Annotated in this window: 18 protein-coding genes and 1 pseudogene; 8 read left to right on the forward strand and 11 right to left on the reverse strand. The window is 72.4% G+C overall.

Annotated features, from left to right (window positions below):
* Positions 1-62 precede the first annotated feature (62 nt).
* Positions 63-428 (forward strand): hypothetical protein, encoded by a 366-nt coding sequence (locus tag BLASA_RS24525; RefSeq protein WP_014375178.1) that lies wholly within the window; start codon positions 63-65, stop codon positions 426-428.
* Positions 429-561: 133 nt separating this feature from the next.
* Here the strand turns inward: BLASA_RS24525 and BLASA_RS06145 are convergent, their stop codons facing one another.
* The 8 genes and pseudogenes from BLASA_RS06145 to BLASA_RS06180 form a co-directional block, all read right to left on the reverse strand.
* A complete protein-coding gene (locus tag BLASA_RS06145; RefSeq protein ID WP_014375179.1) occupies positions 562-2124 on the reverse strand; it encodes an MFS transporter in 1563 nt (520 codons plus the stop codon).
* Between the two features lie 55 nt (positions 2125-2179).
* Complete coding sequence (locus BLASA_RS06150) at positions 2180-2479, reverse strand: hypothetical protein (RefSeq protein WP_041775637.1); 300 nt, start codon at positions 2477-2479, stop codon at positions 2180-2182.
* 33 nt (positions 2480-2512) lie between these two features.
* Positions 2513-3145, reverse strand: a complete 633-nt coding sequence (locus tag BLASA_RS06155; RefSeq protein ID WP_014375181.1) for a hypothetical protein — start codon at positions 3143-3145, stop codon at positions 2513-2515.
* Between the two features lie 60 nt (positions 3146-3205).
* Positions 3206-4411 (reverse strand): DUF3179 domain-containing protein, encoded by a 1206-nt coding sequence (locus BLASA_RS06160; protein WP_014375182.1) that lies wholly within the window; start codon positions 4409-4411, stop codon positions 3206-3208.
* A pseudogene (locus BLASA_RS06165) lies at positions 4408-5067 on the reverse strand (hypothetical protein); the annotation flags it as partial. The gene BLASA_RS06160 and the pseudogene BLASA_RS06165, both read right to left, overlap by 4 nt.
* 205 nt (positions 5068-5272) lie before the next feature.
* Positions 5273-5851 (reverse strand): TlpA family protein disulfide reductase, encoded by a 579-nt coding sequence (locus tag BLASA_RS06170; protein ID WP_166486484.1) that lies wholly within the window; start codon positions 5849-5851, stop codon positions 5273-5275.
* Positions 5848-6147: a glutaredoxin family protein gene (locus BLASA_RS06175; RefSeq protein WP_014375185.1), complete on the reverse strand. Its 300-nt coding sequence runs from the start codon at positions 6145-6147 to the stop codon at positions 5848-5850. Before BLASA_RS06175 ends, BLASA_RS06170 begins: the two co-directional genes overlap by 4 nt.
* A gap of 22 nt (positions 6148-6169) precedes the next feature.
* The gene (locus tag BLASA_RS06180) at positions 6170-6559 is read right to left on the reverse strand and encodes a hypothetical protein (RefSeq protein WP_014375186.1); all 390 of its coding nucleotides are present in this window, start codon (positions 6557-6559) and stop codon (positions 6170-6172) included.
* Positions 6560-6621: 62 nt separating this feature from the next.
* Between BLASA_RS06180 and BLASA_RS06185 the strand changes: the two genes are divergently transcribed.
* The 5 genes from BLASA_RS06185 (at position 6622) to BLASA_RS06205 (ending at position 12052) form a co-directional block, all read left to right on the forward strand.
* Positions 6622-7224: a Crp/Fnr family transcriptional regulator gene (locus BLASA_RS06185; RefSeq protein ID WP_014375187.1), complete on the forward strand. Its 603-nt coding sequence runs from the start codon at positions 6622-6624 to the stop codon at positions 7222-7224.
* Between the two features lie 328 nt (positions 7225-7552).
* Positions 7553-9832: a xanthine dehydrogenase family protein molybdopterin-binding subunit gene (locus tag BLASA_RS06190; RefSeq protein WP_014375188.1), complete on the forward strand. Its 2280-nt coding sequence runs from the start codon at positions 7553-7555 to the stop codon at positions 9830-9832.
* Positions 9832-10326 carry a (2Fe-2S)-binding protein gene (locus tag BLASA_RS06195; protein WP_014375189.1) on the forward strand — a complete coding sequence of 165 codons (495 nt, stop codon included), beginning with the start codon at positions 9832-9834 and terminating at the stop codon, positions 10324-10326. Before BLASA_RS06190 ends, BLASA_RS06195 begins: the two co-directional genes overlap by 1 nt.
* 73 nt (positions 10327-10399) lie before the next feature.
* The gene (locus BLASA_RS06200) at positions 10400-11215 is read left to right on the forward strand and encodes an FAD binding domain-containing protein (protein WP_014375190.1); all 816 of its coding nucleotides are present in this window, start codon (positions 10400-10402) and stop codon (positions 11213-11215) included.
* A gap of 318 nt (positions 11216-11533) precedes the next feature.
* Complete coding sequence (locus BLASA_RS06205) at positions 11534-12052, forward strand: hemerythrin domain-containing protein (RefSeq protein WP_014375191.1); 519 nt, start codon at positions 11534-11536, stop codon at positions 12050-12052.
* 617 nt (positions 12053-12669) lie between these two features.
* Here the strand turns inward: BLASA_RS06205 and BLASA_RS06210 are convergent.
* From BLASA_RS06210 to BLASA_RS06220, 3 genes are all read right to left on the reverse strand, one after another.
* The gene (locus BLASA_RS06210; RefSeq protein WP_041775639.1) at positions 12670-12996 is read right to left on the reverse strand and encodes a type II toxin-antitoxin system PemK/MazF family toxin; all 327 of its coding nucleotides are present in this window, start codon (positions 12994-12996) and stop codon (positions 12670-12672) included.
* Positions 12996-13232 (reverse strand): type II toxin-antitoxin system VapB family antitoxin, encoded by a 237-nt coding sequence (locus BLASA_RS06215; protein WP_014375193.1) that lies wholly within the window; start codon positions 13230-13232, stop codon positions 12996-12998. Before BLASA_RS06215 ends, BLASA_RS06210 begins: the two co-directional genes overlap by 1 nt.
* 63 nt (positions 13233-13295) lie before the next feature.
* Positions 13296-16127, reverse strand: coding sequence for a BTAD domain-containing putative transcriptional regulator (locus BLASA_RS06220; RefSeq protein WP_041775640.1), 2832 nt, complete (start codon positions 16125-16127; stop codon positions 13296-13298).
* A gap of 140 nt (positions 16128-16267) precedes the next feature.
* Here BLASA_RS06220 and BLASA_RS06225 point away from each other — a divergent pair, with 140 nt between their 5' ends.
* Both BLASA_RS06225 and BLASA_RS25805 read left to right on the forward strand, forming a co-directional pair.
* The gene (locus BLASA_RS06225; protein ID WP_014375195.1) at positions 16268-16975 is read left to right on the forward strand and encodes a DUF4386 domain-containing protein; all 708 of its coding nucleotides are present in this window, start codon (positions 16268-16270) and stop codon (positions 16973-16975) included.
* A gap of 62 nt (positions 16976-17037) precedes the next feature.
* Positions 17038-17535, forward strand: coding sequence for an alcohol dehydrogenase catalytic domain-containing protein (locus BLASA_RS25805; protein ID WP_014375196.1), 498 nt, complete (start codon positions 17038-17040; stop codon positions 17533-17535).
* Positions 17536-17574 lie beyond the last annotated feature (39 nt).

Consider the following 17574-nt stretch of genomic DNA (forward strand, 5'->3'; position numbering starts at 1 on the left):
GGCGAGTCCGCCGCGTTCCGCTTCCGCTTGACCCCGGGCCGCTGCGCGGCCAGCCTGGGGTGATGACGGCTGCGGTGCTGCCCGTGCACGGGCGTTGGACGTGGGATGCGCGTGGTGAGGGACGAGCGGTCCGGGTCTCGACCCACGTCGAGCAAGGTCTGGTCAACCTCAGCCTGTGGCGCGGTGAGACCTGTGTCGGCACCGCGCGGCTCGCTCCCGACGACGTGGCGGGTCTGGTCACCGGGCTGACCGAGGGCCTGGCCACACTCGCCGCCCGCCCGCGGGTGGTCGGCCCGGATGCCACCCGGGTGGCCGACCTGGAGGCCCGGCTGGCGGTTCTCGAGCGCCGGCGGCAGCCGGTGTGGCGCCGGGCAGCCGACGCCGTCACCGGCTGGGGGATCCGCGCTGCGGTCCGCTCGAAAGGCTGACCGCACTCCCCGCTCAGGCACCGGGGTCCGGCCAACTGGTTCACCGCGACGTGGTCGTGCAGCAGATCGATGGGCACCAGTGGGGGCTCGACCGATGAAGCCGTGACATGTGCCCGGTGCGCCCCGATCCCGCTCAGGACGCATCCGGGCGGACGCCGTCCGGCGGTGGTCCCTCCGTCGGCGCCTGCGCCGGTGGGTGCATGGCCGGGCCGGTGATGCCGCACTGCGGGCGCTCCTCCATGGGGGTGCGCTCTGACCCGGCGGGGTCCGTCGGCGCCGGGGCCGGTACGCCACCCAGCGGGTGCCGGACGAAGGCCACGGCGACCAGCGCCCCGGCGGCCAGGAGCCCGGCCAGGATGAGCAGGGCGGTCCGGAAGCCGTCGGCGAACGCCGGCGGGTCGGTGTAGTCGTCGCCGCCGAGGCCTGCGGCGACCGGGACCACGGCCACCGCGAGCAGGCCGGCCGCACGGGCCACGGCGTTGTTCACCCCGGAGGCGACGCCGGCATAGCGGTCCTCGGCGGAGGCCAGCACGGTCGCGGTCAGCGGGGCGACCAGCAGGGTGAGACCCGCACCGAAGAGGACGGCGGCGGGCAGCACGTCGAACAGGTAGGAGGCGTCCGGGCCGATGCGCAGCATGAGCAGCACCCCGGCGGCGGCCACCAGCGGCCCGGCGGTGAGCAGCGGACGCGGTCCGATCCGCTGGGCCAGCGCCCCGACCCGCGCGGAGAACAGCAGCATCAGCGCGGTGACCGGGAGCAGGGCGGTGCCGGCCAGCAGCGGGCTGAACCCGGAGACCACCTGCAACTGCAGGACCAGGAGCACGAAGACGGCGCCCAGGGCGGCGTAGACGAACAGCGTCGCGGCATTGGTGGCGGTGAACTGCCGGTTCGCGAACAACGTCGGCGGCACCAAGGGATGCCGGGACCGCCGCTCGACCTGGACGAAGGCGGTCAGGGCAAGCAGCCCGGCCCCGCCCCACAGCCAGATCCCCGCTCCGGCGCCGTCGTCCCCGGCGGCGGTGAGGGCGTAGGTGAGGGCGCCGAGCCCCGCGGCGACCAGCGCCGTCCCGGCCCAGTCCAGCCGGGCGGCGGCCGCCGGGTCGCGGGATTCGGGTACGTACCGGGCCGTGACGGCGACGACGAGGACAGCCAGCGGGAGGTTGATCAGGAAGACCGCCCGCCAGCTCCACTCCACCAGCCAGCCGCCGACGAACGGGCCGATCGCGGCGGCCACGCCGGACAGGCCGGACCACGCGCCGACGGCGGCGGCCCGGTCGGATCCGGAGAACGACGCCGAGATGAGGGCCAGGCTGCCCGGGGTGAGCAGCGCACCGCCGACGCCCTGCAGCGCGCGGGCGGCCACGAGGGTGCCGATGTCAGGGGCCAGCCCGCACAGCAGCGAGGCGAGGGCGAACCAGCACACCCCGATGAGGAAGATCCGGCGGCGCCCGTAGCGGTCACTGAGCGAACCGCCCAGCAGGATCAGCGCGGCGAGCGTGAGGGTGTAGGCGTTGACCGTCCACTGCAGGCCGGAGAAGTCGGCACCGAGATCGGCCCCGATCCGCTCCAGGGCCACGTTCACGACCGTCGCGTCCAGCATGGCCACGCCCGAGCCCAGGACGGTCGCGAGCAGGACCCAGCGCGCCTGGGGCGTACCCATGCGCAGACCCGTGCCGACCGGGGGCGGCACAGCCATGAGGGCACCTCCTCCGCCGGCTTCGGACAGCATCAGCGCGTTGGTCGCCGCTCGCTCACTGGGGACCGGCGATGCCGAGCAGTCCTTCCAGGTGGCGCAGGCGCGCGGGAACGGGGCATCCGGTCGCATCCAGGATGCGGTTCATCATCTCGAAGTTCGCGCACACGCCAACCGCAGCGGCGGTCACCCGCCTGTCGGCCACGCGGATCAGTGCGGAACGGCTCTCGTCGAGCCGTTCACCGGTCGCCATGGCCGTCGCGAGATCGCGGAGCTCGGCTCCCCAGGCGATTCCGGGGTCGATGCCGGCGTCCGCGACCGCGCGGAGATCCACGGAGGTCCCGGTCGTCGTCTGCACACTCGCACGGAGCATGTCGGCGTGCGCGAGCAGCTAGTAGAAGCAGTTGTTGAGCAGCGAGACACGTGCGGCCAGGAGCTCCATCTGTGCGCGGGACAGCCCGTCCTGGTACGCGAGATCGGCCATCTGCTCCGTGCTCAGGTAGAGGGCGGCATGGAGCCGGTTCCGGGCCTCGTTCTCCGCGGGGACAGCCGAGAGGGCGTACAGGGCGCCGTCCTCGGGGTCCGTGGGGACGAACGCATTTCGCCACCGGACCTGCCCGTTGCGCCGGCGGCTGGCCTCGCCCGGCACGGGGTCGGGGAGCGGCTCCTCCGCGGATCCGACTCCTCGGACGTAGGAGTCCACTGCCGCCAGCCTGCTGACGACGCCGACGACCTCGACGTACTGCTCGGTCTCCAGACCCCGGGCGCGCAGGTCGGACACCCACTCCCGCGTGATGAGGTCTGCGGCGGCCGACACCGAGTGCGCGGCCTCGGTCAGCAGCGGCGGGAGGTCCGTGTCGGCGTCGGTGAACGAGCGTGCGGCCCGCGCCTCCCGGGCCACGGCCACCCGCTCGCGTCCTGACAGCCAGGTCCCGGGCCGTGCCAGTCGTACCCACTCGCGGCGCAGCTCAGCCCGGACCCCGTCGGGCACGGGCAGCCCGGCACCGGTCAGCTCGAACGCCACCTGCGACACCTTGCCGCACAGCTCCCCTGGGTCACCAGGGGAGCGGGAGATCCACCGGCCTCAACCGAGGTCCGCGATCCGGGTCGTGGGATGGAAGGCGGCCCAGGCGAACCAGAACGTGTCCAGGTGGTCCACCGGTTCCAGGCGGGTGCCGGCCAGGGGTCCGTCGACCGCCTGGCCCAGGACGTTCCACCGGGAGCCGGTCCCGGCGTCGACGAAGTGGTCGCCGTCCCGGGTGAACCGCAGGGGGTCCCCGTCCACGACCGGGTCGAACGCCCCGGTGGCACCGACCGAGCGGCCCTGGTGCACCCGCTGTTCGTCCAGAGGCGAGCGCAGGCCCTCGACGGCCCAGACGACGACGGGACCGCCGCCGACGGTCAGCTCCACCACGCCGGTCTCGACCAGATCGGCCAGCGGCACCGCGACCGGGTCCTCCGCCGCGCCGAGCCCGGCGACCCGTTGCATGGCCGGCAGCCGGGGGTCGGGCTCGCCCTCGAAGAGGAACGGGGATCCGTCGGGGGAGTCGTAGCCGGTGTAGGGGTTGGCGCCGTAGTCACGCGAGACGCCGGTCTCCCGGCTGAGCACCCATCCGTCCGGGTTGGCCTGCTGCCACTGGGCCCAGGTGACGGTCTGCACGGGGATCCGCTCGAGCTCGGCGCCCGCGAGCACCCCGGCGATCGCCCGGCCTTCGATCTGGGAGAACAGCGACTCGGTCTGCCGGTCGTACATCACCAGGTCCGAGCGGTAGAGCAGGCCGGAGGTGCCGAACGTCAGCACCCGGTCGCCGAGCCGCCGGTCGAACGCCAGCGCCGAGTTGCACAGCGGGCAGTACGTGACGACGACGGGCCGGCCGTCGATGCTGTCGTTGACGACCTCGTGCCAGATCATGATCCGCACGGGATAGGCCCGGGCCGTCTCGCCGATGGCGGGGGCGAGCACGGGCTCGTCGGGGGTCAGCCAGTTGACGCTCGCGGCCGGGACGAAACGGGGAGTGTCGATCGGCGGTATCCCGTCCGGCGGTGGACCTCCGCTGATCACCTCGGCCGGATCGACCAGCGGCTCGGGCAGCGCCGGGTCGTCGATGCGCTCCAGTGCGGAGGGGACCTCCTCCGGCGGGGAGCCGGTGACCTCCTCGAGCAGCACGGAGTTCGTGGACACGATGCCCGTCTCCGTGCCGGCGCTCGCATCCGTCGGGTCGTCGGCCGGGCTGCCGCAGGCAGCCAGCAGCAGCAGCGCCGTCGCCAGCAAAGACGCGCGGCGGCTCATCGGAGGGACTCCACGGCCCGGCGGCTCCGGGATCGGCGGAGCAGCAGCACCAGCACCACGACTGTGACCAGAGCGACGGCGACCAGCCCTTCCGCACCGAGGCCGGCGACCCAGCGGCTGAGCGCGGCCTGCACCTGGACGGCGGCCGACACGACCGGGTCGCTGGTCGACCGGCCCGAGAGCACCCGGATCTCGAACCACCCGTACCAGGCGACGTACGCGCCGGCCAGCACGAGCAGCAGACCGCTGCCCCGGCTGATCAGCGCCGCGGCACGGCGCATCGAACGGACGACGGACGTACGGGCGAGCGCGACGGCGACGCTCAGGGCGAGGACCACCGTGCCCATGCCGACCGCGTAGACGACGAAGGTGAGGACGACACCGAACGAACCGCCGGCCCGCAGGGCACCGGCGGTGACGGCCAGGAAGGGAGCCAGCGTGCAGGACAGGGACGCCAGGGCGAACGACACCCCGAAGCCGACCTGCGTCGTCCACCGCGACGTCGGTGGCCTGCCGCGGCCGGCCAATCCCGGCACGGCCACGCTCCGGCCGGCTGCCAGCCACAGCCCGATGAGCACGAGGGCGACGCCGATCGCCACCGTGAGCACCGGCAGGTACTGCTGCAGCGTGGACAGGACGGGCATCAGGACGAGGCCGACCGTGCCGAAAGACGAGGACGAAGCCGGTGGTCATCCCCAGTGCGAATCGCACCGCTCTGCCTGCGGCTGCGCCGCGGTCGGGCTCGGGTGCGGCCACGAGCAGGCCGAGGTAGGCGGGCAGCAGCACGAACCCGCACGGGTTGAAGGCAGCCACCGCTCCAGCCAGCAGTGCCAGGGTGAGCAGTCCGGGGTCCATGACGGTCTACTCCCGGTCCAGTTCCTCGACCATGGCGCGCAGCTGCTCGCCACCCAGCGAGCCCATGAAGCTCTCCGTCGTGCCGTCGCCGGTCACGAAGACGAACGCCGGCTGGGTGATCACCCCGAAGCGCTGCCACAGGCTGCCGTCCTCGTCGACGAGGTGCCGGAGACCACCGGTGCCCGTCTCGTCCACGAAGGCCTGCATCGCCTCGAGCTCGCCCCGGCCGGCCACGCCCAGCACCTCGACGCGGCCCGCGTACTCGGCCGCCACCTCGGCGACCTCGGGCGCCTCGGCCCGGCAGACGGTGCACCAGGGCGCCCAGAACCAGAGCACGACCGGCGTGCCGGCCAGCTCGGCGGCGTCGACGTTCCCGCCGTCCAGCGTGGTGCCCGAGGGGGCCAGGGCCGGGGCGGTCCCCTGCTGCGGCCCCTCCGCCACCGTTCCGCCGGCCGGCGAGGCCGGGCCGCTCCCGGTGCCCGGAGAGCAGGCGGCCGACGCGACGGCGAGTGCCGCGAGAATGGCCAACAACCGCCCTCGCACCCGTCGGTCGTGGCGCACGACGTCCTCCCTGTGCTCGGTCAATTTCGGCGCCTCTCCACCAAGGCGAGCAGTTCCGCCGGCGACGGGTTGCCCAGCCAGCGCACCCGCCCGTCGACCGTGTACGTCGGGGTTCCGACCAGCCCGGCCGGGAGTGCTCGCTCCAGCGGGGTCCGGCTGAGGTCCACCACCTCGACGGCGGCACCGGGGTGCCTGAGCAGGAGTTGCGCGACGAGCTCCCTGGCCCGTCGGCAGCTGCCGCAGCCGTCGGCGACGTATACCTGCAGGACCGGGTCCGGCGGCGGATGGGCGATCTCCGGCTCCCGCCGCGGACTCGACACATCCCTCACCGAACGGCCCGTCCTACGGTCGCGCGGTGCGGTGGCGGAGCATCGCCCCGACGATCGCGCCGAGCAGCAGCCCGAAGACGAGGTGCCCGATCAGACTGTTGACAGCCATGTCGTTGACCACGAAGACGGGCATCCCCATGCGGGCCGGCATCAGCAGGAGAGGTCCCACCACCCACAGGACGGCGCCGTAGCCGAGCCCCAGCAGCGTCGCGAGGACCACGCCCTTGAGGACCGGGCCCAGCAGCACCGCGAACGCGAGGCCGGAGACGGCGGAGATCAGCAGGTGCACGACCCAGCCCACCGCAGGGGAGCTGCTCCCCACCAGCGCCGCGACCATCGGGATCATGCCCCAGGCCTGCATCATCAGCCCGAAGACCAGACCACCGGCCAGTCCACCGGCCACCCCCGCCGTTCCCCGAGGACCTGACCGCTCAGGAGTTGGCAGGTCTGGCCGCAGCCGCCCCGATGCGGACGGTTCCGGCCGGCACGCTGCTGTGGTCGCCGCACGACCCGCACACGGTGTTGTTCATCGTGAAGGCCGGGTCGGTGGGCCTCTACCGCTTGTCGCCGGAGGGCAGGCGGTTGACGCTGGCTGTCCTCGGCCCGGGAGCGCTGTTCGGCGAGATGGAGCTCGTCGGTCAGCGCATGGGGGACGGGTTCGCCGAGGCCCTCGAGCCCAGCGTGCTCTGCCTGATGAGCGAGCACGACGTCCGGAGCATGCTGCTGGCCGACAGCCGCATCGCCGCCCGGATCATCTGCGGCCTCGGCCGGCGGGTGGCCGAGGTCGAGCAGCGGCTCGCCGACACCGTGCTGAAACCTGCTCCCCAGCGGCTGGCCGCCGTCCTGTGCCAGCTCGTGGAGGCCGCTCCGCGAGCGGGACTCCTCGCCTACCGCGGGCCGGAGATCCGGCTGACCCACGAGCAGATCGCCGACCTGGTGGGAACCACCCGGGCGACGACCACCAAGCTGCTGGGCGACCTGCGGGAGGCGGGTCTGGTCGGACTGCGTCGTGGCGGGGTGGTTGTCCTCGACCGGGACCGGCTGCGCGCCGTCGCCGACCACGGTTGATCACCCGGGCGCGCCGCTCGCTGCACGGGGCAGGCCCGTAGGAACCGGCCTTGTGGTCCGATTCGTGCGTGTGGGCCCGTGGCAGGGTCTCGTTCTCCGGGCGACGGCGGGCAGCCCGCCCGCCCCCCGGCTGGCCAGGCGCGCGGTCCACAACAGCAGAGATCGTGGTCCACGGCGGAGCATCAGGAACGTGTCGGCGGACTGCGGCCCGTCGAGGGAGGCTCCCGGAGACCTCCGCCGGCGGCGCGCAGGACCCATCCAGGGTCCTCGTGTCGCCCCTCGCGAAGTCTGGTTCAGTGTGCTCGTTGGGACGACGGAAGGCTGGCGCATGAGCATCCTGGGCACTCGAGTGGTCCGCACCGAGGACCCGCTCTTCCTCACCCGCGGCGCGATCTACACCGACGACCTCGTGGACGAACGGCTCGCCGGAGCGCTGCACGCGACGTTCGTGCGGTCCACCGTCGCGCACGGTCGGCTGCTGTCGGTCGACACCTCCCCAGCACTCGAGGCGCCGGGTGTGGTGGCGGTCGTGACGGCGCAGGACGTCGCCGAGCTGATCCCGCTGCCACCGCCCTTCCCCTTCGTCAACCCGGCCATGACCCGTCCGTGGCTGGCGTCGGACCTGGTCCGGTTCGTCGGCGACCCGATCGCCGTCGTCCTCACCGAGGAGCGGTATCAAGGGGAGGACGCCGCCGAGCTGGTCTCGGTCGACATCGACCCCCTGCCCGCGGTGGTCGGCACGGCCGAGGCGGCCAGGGACGAGGTGCTGCTCTTCCCCGAGGCGGGCACCAACGTCATGGCCACCTTCGGTGAACCGGCGCCGGCGGACTTCTTCGACGGCTGCGAGGTCGTCGTCACCCAGCCGATGGTCAACCAGCGGGTGGCACCGGTACCGCTGGAGACCCGCGCCGCCGCGGCCGCCTGGGGCGAGAACGGCCGGGTCACCGTCTGGTGCACCAACCAGGGCGCCCAGCAGGCCAGGGGACAGCTCGGGGACTGGCTGAAGATGGACCCGGACCTGATCCACCTGATCACCCCCGACGTCGGCGGCGGTTTCGGGGCCAAGATCGGTGCCGACCCGGAGTACGCCCTCGTCGCCTGGATGGCCCGGCACGTCGGCAGGCCCGTCCGCTGGTCGGAGAGCCGGTCGGAGAACCTGATCGGCATGTTGCACGGGCGGGGCCAGGACCAGGTGGTCACCATCGGGGGTCGCCGGGACGGCACCATCGAGGCGTACAGCCTGGTGGCGGACCAGGACTGCGGCGCCTATCCACGGATCGGCGCAACCCTCCCGCGGCTCACCATGCTGATGGCCCCTGGCGTCTACGGCATTCCGCGGGTGCACGCCAAGGCGCGCGCTCTGGCGACCACGACGACGTCCATCGGCGCCTACCGCGGCGCCGGTCGGCCGGAAGCGACGGCGGCGCTGGAGCGCGCGGTCGACCGGTTCGCCGCCGAGATCGGGATGGACCCGGCCGACGTGCGCCGGAAGAACCTGCTGCCGGCGTTCAGCGAGCCGCACACCACACCCATGGGCGCGAGGTACGACACCGGCGACTACGTCGTGGCCCTGGACAAGGTGCTGGAGGCGGCCGGCTATGCCGAACTGCGGGCCGAGCAGGCCCGGCGGCGGGAGCGCGGCGACGTGCGTCAGCTGGGCATCGGGATGTCGGTCTACGTGGAGATCACCGGGGCCGACAACGGTGCCGGCACCGGGGAGGCCGCCGAGCTCGAGGTCCACCCGGACGGCACGGCCACGGTCCTCACCGGAACCTCGCCGCACGGCCAGGGTCACGCCACCGCGTGGGCGATGATCGCCAGCGATCAGCTGGGCATCCCGGTGGAGAAGATCACCGTGGTGCACGGCGACACCGACCGGGTGCCTCAAGGCGGCGGGACCATGGGGTCCCGCAGCCTGCAGCAGGGCGGGGCTGCGGTGCACCAGGCAGCCGATGAGCTGATCGACCTGGCCCGTGCGCGGGCCGCGCAGAAGCTGGAGGTCGACTTCGCGGACCTCGTCGTCGACCTGGGTCTCGCGGGGCTCGCCGTCCGGGGCACGCCGGGAGCGGGGGTCACCTTCGCCGAGCTGGCCGCCGACGAGCAGCTCCTGGTGCAGACAAGGTTCGACGCCGCGGCCCCGACGTTCCCCTTCGGCGCCCACGTGGTGGTGGTCGAGGTGGACGTCGAGTCCGGCAAGGCCGAGGTCAGCAGGCTGATCGCCGTCGACGACGCCGGCACGATCCTCAACCCGCTGCTCGCAGAAGGCCAGCGGCACGGCGGCTACGCCCAGGGCGTCGCCCAGGCGCTGCTGGAGGAGGTGCTCTACGACGAGGACGGCAACCCGACCACCTCCACGCTGGCCGACTACCCCTTCATCTCCGCCACCGAGCTGCCCAGTTTCGAGCTGGTCGACATGGCCACCCCGACGCCGATGAACCCCCTCGGTGCCAAGGGCATCGGCGAAGCGGGAACCATCGGCTCCACCCCGGCGGTGCAGAACGCCGTCATCGACGCCGTGGCCCATCTCGGCGTGCGACACATCGACATGCCCACCACGCCCATGCGGGTGTTCCGAGCGATCCAGCGGGCCCAGCAGGGAGGCAACTGATGCAGGTGTCGATCACGGTCAACGGCACGCAGCGCACCGACGAGGTGGAGCCGCGATTGCTGCTCGCGCACTACCTCCGCGAGGCGTGCGGGCTGACCGCCACCAACATCGGCTGCGACACCACGTCCTGCGGCGCCTGCACCGTCATCGTCGACGGGTTGTCCGTGAAGAGCTGCACCGTGCTGGCTGCCCAGGCCGACGGGGCGCAGGTCACGACGCTGGAAGGCCTGGCCGGTCCGGACGGCGAGCTGCACCCGGTGCAGGCGGCGTTCCGGGCCGAGCACGGGCTGCAGTGCGGCTTCTGCACCTCCGGCATGGTGATGGCCGCCGTCGGCGTGCTGGCCGACAACCCCGACCCCACCGACCGGGAGGTCCGGGAGGGGCTGGAGGGCAACCTCTGCCGCTGCACCGGCTACCACAACATCGTCCGCGCCGTCCGGGCGGCGGCACAGGCCGGTCCCGCCGCCGGCCAGGTCCCGCAGGCGCAGGCATGACCGGGTGCGCCAGGTCGTCGACGAGCGTTGCATCCCGGGTTCCGGGCCCGCCGAGCAGCAGGGAGGTGGAGGAGTGATCACCTCCCCGTTCGACTACGTGAAGGTCCGCTCGGTCGACGAGGCGCTGGCGGCCCTGGCCGAGCACGGTGAGGACGCCAAGCTGCTCGCCGGTGGCCACTCGTTGCTGCCGATCATGAAGCTGCGGCTCGCCGTCCCGAGCGTGCTGATCGACATCGGCGGGATCGCCGACCTGTCCTACGTGCGGGTCGAGGGCGACGAGGTGGCGATCGGTGCCTGCACTCGCCACCACGAGCTGGAACGGGACGACGTCGCCCGTGCCGAGGTGCCGCTCCTGCCGCGCGTGGCCAGCCGGGTGGGCGATCCGCAGGTCCGGCACCGCGGCACGATCGGCGGCACCACGGCGCACAGCGACCCGGCGTCCGACCTGCCCACCGCCTTGCTCGCCCTCGGTGGCACCGTGGTCCTGCAGGGGCCCGGTGGACGCCGCGAGGTACCGGTGACCGACTTCTGGACCGGCTTCTTCGAGACGGCGATGTCGCCCGACGAGATGGTCGTCGAGCTGCGGGTGCCGCGCACCGGCTCCGCCGGATGGGGCTACGAGAAGTTCACCCGGCGGGAGAACGACTGGCCGATCGTGGCCGCGGCCGCCGTCGAGGGACGGGTCGCGCTGGCCAACATGGCCGGCACGGTGCTCCGCGCGACGGCGACCGAGGAGGCGCTGGCCCGCGGCGCCTCGATAGCCGAGGCGGCCGAGCTCGCCGACCAGGGCACCTCGCCCGGAGCCGACATGCACGCCGACGCCGACTACCGCCGGCACCTGGCCCGGCTGCTCACCCGTCGTGCCCTGGAGCGGGCCGCTGCGGCCTGAGCGTCGGTCGGATCGCGGTCAGGAGCCCGGAGACCATGCCCGGCGAGCTGGAGAAACGACCGGGAGACAACTTCTATGACGGTCTGACCTGAGGGCTCACCCGTGCACCGGCCCACGGCGGGGAATGTCTCCCCCCATGGCGGCCGGCGATTCGGAGAAGTCACGCCACGGCGCCCCGGTCTCGGACTGCCACGTGATCACTTCGATCACCTGTCGCTTGGTCACGCCACCACACATCCCGCCGACCAGATGTCGGCCCCGGCGGTCCTACTGCTCGCGCACAGCGTGCCTGCAGTAGCTGCGGGTAAGAGGTCCGCCATGTCCGACTTCGAGATCACTGCCCTCGTCCTGGCCGAGCACGAAGTCTTCCGGCGGGAGTTCACCGCGCTCGATGACCTGCCCGGCGAGGAGCTCGCCGCGGCCTGGGAGGGGCTGCACGCCAAGCTCGAGGTGCACGCCGTAGCCGAGGAGCAGCTGTTCTACCCGCTGCTCGCCCAGGAGGCGGACGGCGAGCAGGAGACGGCGGAGGGCGTGCACGACCACAACGAGATCCGGCACGCCGCGGCCGCCGTCGGGGAGCAGCAGGTCGGCAGCGACGGTTGGTGGGAGGCGGTGCGCAACGCGCGACAGGTCAACGCCGACCACATGGCCGAGGAGGAGACGGACTTCTTCCCTCCCTTCAAGGAGGCGGTCGACGAGGAGCAGCGCGAGGCTCTCGGGATGCAGTGGCTGGCCTTCCATGACAAGCACGAGGAGGCCGACGGGCTGTCCGGCGACGACGCGAAGGTGGCCGAGGTGGTCGCGACCGAGGTGCCGGAGGGTGACCCGTCGCTCTAGGGACGCCGCCCCACTTGGCTGCGCGGGTCGCGCGGGTCCGACCCCCTCGATCGGCGCGGCCGGTCGGGGGGACCTCCTTCGCGGCTGGTGAGATCAACTGCGGCGCGAGCGAGCCTTCGATCCAGCGGTCGCCCGGCGAGAGGGCTCCGGGCGCGCGGCGATGCATCTACGGGCGCAACCCGCTGGCCCGCGTAGGGAGAACGAGGGGTCTCAGGCACGGAGAAAGCGCCGTTCCAGGGCGTTCTCCGGTACTCCTCCAGAGAACCTGACAAGCCGGTCAGCCTGCGGTTATGCGTGGAGCGGGTGACCGGGATCGAACCGGCATGGCCAGCTGGGAAGGCTTGGTTGCTCCAGCCGCAAATGCCCTGGTCAAGGACGTGTCATGTGACCGTCGTGCCTTTCACGTGCCTTACCGCCGCGATTCGATGGACGAGCTGCTCTGTGCCGTCGCCGGCTCCACGGTCCGCGACATGGCAATCCCGCTGGCCGAGAAGGGGGAGTCCCGGTTGTCCTCCCGGTGCGGGACGGCTCACCGGACAGGTCTTGTGGGACGGGAGCCAGAGGGCACGTGCTCCGTCCTGCGATGTTCCGGTGGGTGTTCCTCCACCGAAACTGCGTCAGTCCGCGCAGTCGACCGCGACGGCGAGGGCTTCGCAGATCTGACGCATGCGCGTGTCGGCCAACCGTCCGAGCCGCTCGACGAGGATCGCGACAGAGACGCTCTCGACCGAGTCCATGTTGACCACGCAGCAGCGGGGTACCGGGTCCTCGCCGGGCTCGAGGCCGACTTCGCTGACGAGGCCGCGGATCGTGGTGGTGCATGGTGCGACGAGTGCGCGCCGATGTCGGGGGATCACTGCGTCGCGGGAGAGGACGACGACCGGGCGGCGCCCGATCTCGGCCATCTCGCACCACCAGACCTCACCGCGCGCGGGCATCGCCATCACGACCGTCCGGCGGCTTCGCGAAACGACGCCAGGTCTCCCCATTCGTCCGGTTCGTCGAGCGGGTGCTCGTCGTACGCGGTGTAGCTCGCCTCGACTTCGGCCGAACGGTGGCGCGCCAGCAGCGCGCGGAGCGCTTCATCAATCATGGCGGCGTCGGTGTTACCGGATCGCACACGTCGAGCGGCCTGGAGGAGATCCTCGTCGACGGTGGTGCTGAGCCGTGTTCTACTCATGCCACCATCATGCCACGACGGTCCATGCTGCCATCCACGCCACTTCGCGCCGCGACTCATCGGTCAGCCGGCTAGCAGGGACGTGAGGACTCCACGCATGTGCTCGAGCGCGCCGCGCGCGCCGGTGTCCGCGCTCTCCGGCGGCGCGATCGCCTCGCGGGCTGGAGCCGTCATGAGCGGGTCACCATCGGCCGCGACGGCGAGGGCGGCCAGTTCACCGAAGCCACCGGTCGTTTCGAGATAGCGCTGGACCGGCCTCGCGTCACCTGCACGGCCCAGCGCCGACAGCATCGTGACGAACTCCAGGGCTGCGAGTCGGGCGGTGTCCATGACATCGGTCTCGAGCAGGTCATCGGCGTGGTCTCGCAGGATGGCGTAGGCGCGCGACCGGTTGCCGCATCGGAACGCCGCACGCGCCTCGACGGGCCGGTTCACCGAGAAGGTCCGCTCAGGCACATCGATGTGGGACATCTGATCGAAGAGGTCGTCCGCGTCCTGCGTCCTGCCTTGAAAGAGGGCTGAGTACCCCAGGCCCAGGAGCGTGAGGTGGAGCATCGCCGGTGGGCCGTCCGCTCGGTACCGGGCCGCGAGGGGCGCCACGAACGTGTCGAAGGCGGCCAGCTGTCCGGTGGCCATCAACCCGGACGCCACCCCGGCCAGCTCGACGAGCGATGCGAGGTGCGGCTCGCCCATCCGTCTCAGCTCTGCGACCGCCGCGGGTGAGACGCTGCTCAGTGCGGTGCTGTCCTCGTACAGGTAGGCGCGTGTGTACGCGATCAGCGGGTGGTCGCGGTGGCCGTGGCGGTCGACGACCAGCTCGTAGCCTTGCCGGTCACCGCTGTGCATGTAGCGGTGCGCGGCCCAGGTCAGCCAGAACACGACCCGGTCCACGTCGTCGGCCGGGACGACGGTGAGGATCCGTTCGGCCCATTCGCCGATCTCCCCTTGACGGCGCAGCGTCACCTCGGCGGCGAGTGGCCGGACTAGCGCATCCGCGAGGAGATGGTCCCCGATCCGGCAGGCGCGGTCGACGGCCGCCCGCAGGTTGGGCCACAGGGCACCGAGCTGCGCCACTCCCTCCACCTCGGCTCGGCCGACCAGCCGGTGATGGATGTGGGCGACCTCCTCCATGCACCACTCGGCGTGGCGTCGCGCGACCTGATCCGTCGCGCCGGCGGCGGCGAGGTCGGCCGCTCCGAACTCCCGCAGGGTCTCGAGCAGCCGGAAGCGACGCCCGGTCGGACCTGGCTCGACGCCGAGCATCGACTGGTCGACGAGGTCCTCCAGCAGGTCCTCGACCTGCGCCTCGTCGAGGCCTGGTTCGGCACAGACTCGGTGGACCGCCGGGAGGTCGAACCCGCCGGCGAAGACGGAGAGCCGGGCGAAGAACGTGCGGAGTTCCGGGGTGAGGAGGTCGACCGACCACTGAATGGTCGCGCGCAGGGTCCGGTGCCGGTCCGCGTTCGTCCGTGGGCCCCGCGTCAGGAGCCGGAGCCGGTCGTCCAATCGTTCGACGATCTCCGGGACGGTGAGCGTCGTGGTGCGGGCGGCCGCGAGTTCGATCGCGAGCGGCACCCCGTCGAGGGCGCGGCAGATGTCGATGATCTCGGCGCGGTGGGCTTCGGCGTCGACCGTTCGGGACGCGGCGCGGCCCCGCTCCGTGAACAGCTCGGCGGCCGGTCCGGCGGTGTCCAGCGGGGGCACCGCCAGCAGCTGTTCACCGCGTGCCCCGAGCCTCTCGCGCGAGGTGGCGAGGACGCGGAGGTCGGGACAGCCCTCGGCGAGCGCCGTGGCCATCGCGGCCGCGCCGTCGAGCAGGTGCTCGCAGTTGTCGAGCACCACCAGTGCCCGTCGGGGACGCAGTGCCGCGACGACGGCCTGCGTCGTCGTCCTGCCTGGGCCCTCGGCGACCCCGATGACCTCGGCGACGGCATGCGGCACGTCCGCGGAGGAGGCGAGGCCTGCCAGCTCGACGAACCAGGCCTCACCCGAGCCGTCTCCCCAGGCCTGCGCCCCGGCCAGGCCCAGGCGGGTCTTGCCGATTCCCCCGGATCCGACGAGCGTCACGACCGCCGAGGTCGACAACGCGGCCGCGAGGGTTTGCACGAGGGACGCGCGGCCGATCAGGCGGTCGAGCCGCACCGGCAAGTTCCCGCGGCGCGTGGTGTCGTCCCGCTCTGAGGGCGATCTCTGCACATCGCCGAGGGACGGGCTCTGGTCGAGGATGCGGGTCTCGAGCTCACACAGCCGCAGGCCGGGCTCGACGCCGAGCTCGTCGATGAGGTGGCTCCGGACCCGCTGGAACGCGGCCAGGGCGTCCGCCTGCCTGCCCAGTCGGTAGAGCGCGGTCATCAGGAGCGCCCAGAAGCCCTCGCGGAACGGGTGGTCCGCCGTCAGCTCCGTCAGCGCGCCGATCGCGGCGGCGGCATCGTCGTCCACCTGACGCCCGAGCGCCGTTTCCACTGCCCCGAGTCGCTGCTCGACCAGACCGTCGACCGTGGCGGTGAGGCCGGGGACGTCCAGGCCGGCGAGCGGCGTCCCGGTCCACTCCGCCAACGCCGCCTCGACGTCCCCGGCGTCCAGGTGCTTGCGGAAGCGCACCACGTCGACCGCCTCGCCGGGCAGGTCCAGGCGGTAGGCCGCACCGGCGCGGACGATCGAGTCGTTGCCGAGGGCCTTGCGCAGCCGCGTGACGTACGACTGCAGGGTCTTCTCAGCGGTCCGCGGCGGGGCCTCACCCCAGACAGCCTCGGCAATCCGGGACACCGGGATCGCCGACCGAGGCGCCAGGGCGAGGACCGCCAGGACCGCCAGACACTTCGCGGGACCCAGATCGAGCGGCCGACCACGGTCGTCGGTGGCGCCGACCTCACCGAAGAGCCGGATCCGAACCACGGCAGGTCCCTCCTGGTCGGACCGATCTTCGCACGGTTCCTGTCGGTGCTCGCCGCGCTCAACCACGGCACGACCCGGGCTCAACCGGTGGCTGCCACGGTCGGAGGACAGCACGGCCCCACCGACCACAGGAGCACGTCATGAAGCCCACCCAGCGGCTCGCCCGCACGGCAGGTCTGTACTACCTCGTCGTCGCCGTGCTCGGCGCCTTCGCGCACATCGTCCGCGGCCAGGTCTACGTGCCCGGGGATGCGATGACCACGGCCGCCAGAGTGCTGGAGAGCGCCGATCTCGTCAGGTACAGCCTCGTCGCCGACCTGGTGCAGGCGACGTTCCTCGTCTTCGTCGTGCTGACGCTCCACCGGCTCCTGCACCACGTCGACACCCGGCTGGCGCGGGCGATGGTCCTCTTCGTCGTGATCGCCGTGGCCATCACCACGCTCAACATGGTGAACCAGCTGGGTGCGCTGCTCGTCGCGACCGATCCGTCCTACGCCGCGGCTTTCGGCGTCGAGGGCGCCGACGCGCTGGTGATGCTCCTGCTGGACCTGCAGCACCACGGCTACCTCATCGCCCAGATCTTCTTCGGCCTGTGGCTCTTCCCCCTCGGCCTGCTCGCCTGGCGCTCGGGGATGTTCCCGCGCGTCATCGCCGCCCTCCTCGTCGCGGCGTCCACGTCTTATCTCGTCGACGTCCTGCTGCAGTTCCTCGCACCTGCCGCCGCCGACGCCGTCAACCCCGCACTCGTGGGCCTGTTCATCCTCGCCGAGGTCTCGCTGCTCGTGTTCCTGCTCGCCAAGGGGGTCCTGAACCGGCTGCCGGCCGACCGCGCCCTGGTCGACGCATGAGCCGCAACCCGTCCAACCCGCCGTCCCGCACGCTGTCCCAGCCACACGTGAAGAGGTCTCCCATGCGCACCACCCCGCTCAGCACTCAGAGCTCGAGCAGCAACCCCGCACCTCCAGCCGCGACCATGCGGGCCGTCGTGGGCCGCTCGTACGGCTCACCAGACCTCTTGGCCGTCGAGACCGTCGACCGTCCCGCCGTCGGGGAGGGGGACGTACTGGTCCGGGTCCGCGCCGCAGGACTCGACCAGGGTGTGTGGCACACCGTCACCGGCCTGCCCTACGGGATCCGGGCAGCAGGGTTCGGCCTGCGCGCACCGAAGAACCCCGTGCCCGGGCTCGACGTCTCCGGAACCGTGGCGGCCGTCGGTCGGAACGTGACGCGCTTCCAGATCGGGGACCCTGTATTCGGCACAGGCACCGGGGGGTACGCGGAGTACGCCACCGCCCCTGAGAGCGGTTTGGTCGCCAAGCCGCCGGACGTGACCTTCGAGGAAGCCGCCGCCACCCCGTCGTCCGCGACGGCGGCCCTGCAGGCGCTCCGCGATGCCGGCCGCGTTTAGGCCGGCCAGCGGGTGCTCGTCATCGGCGCCGGAGGCGGG

Source organism: Blastococcus saxobsidens DD2, from assembly GCF_000284015.1.
Taxonomy (GTDB): Bacteria; Actinomycetota; Actinomycetes; order Mycobacteriales; family Geodermatophilaceae; genus Blastococcus; species Blastococcus saxobsidens_A.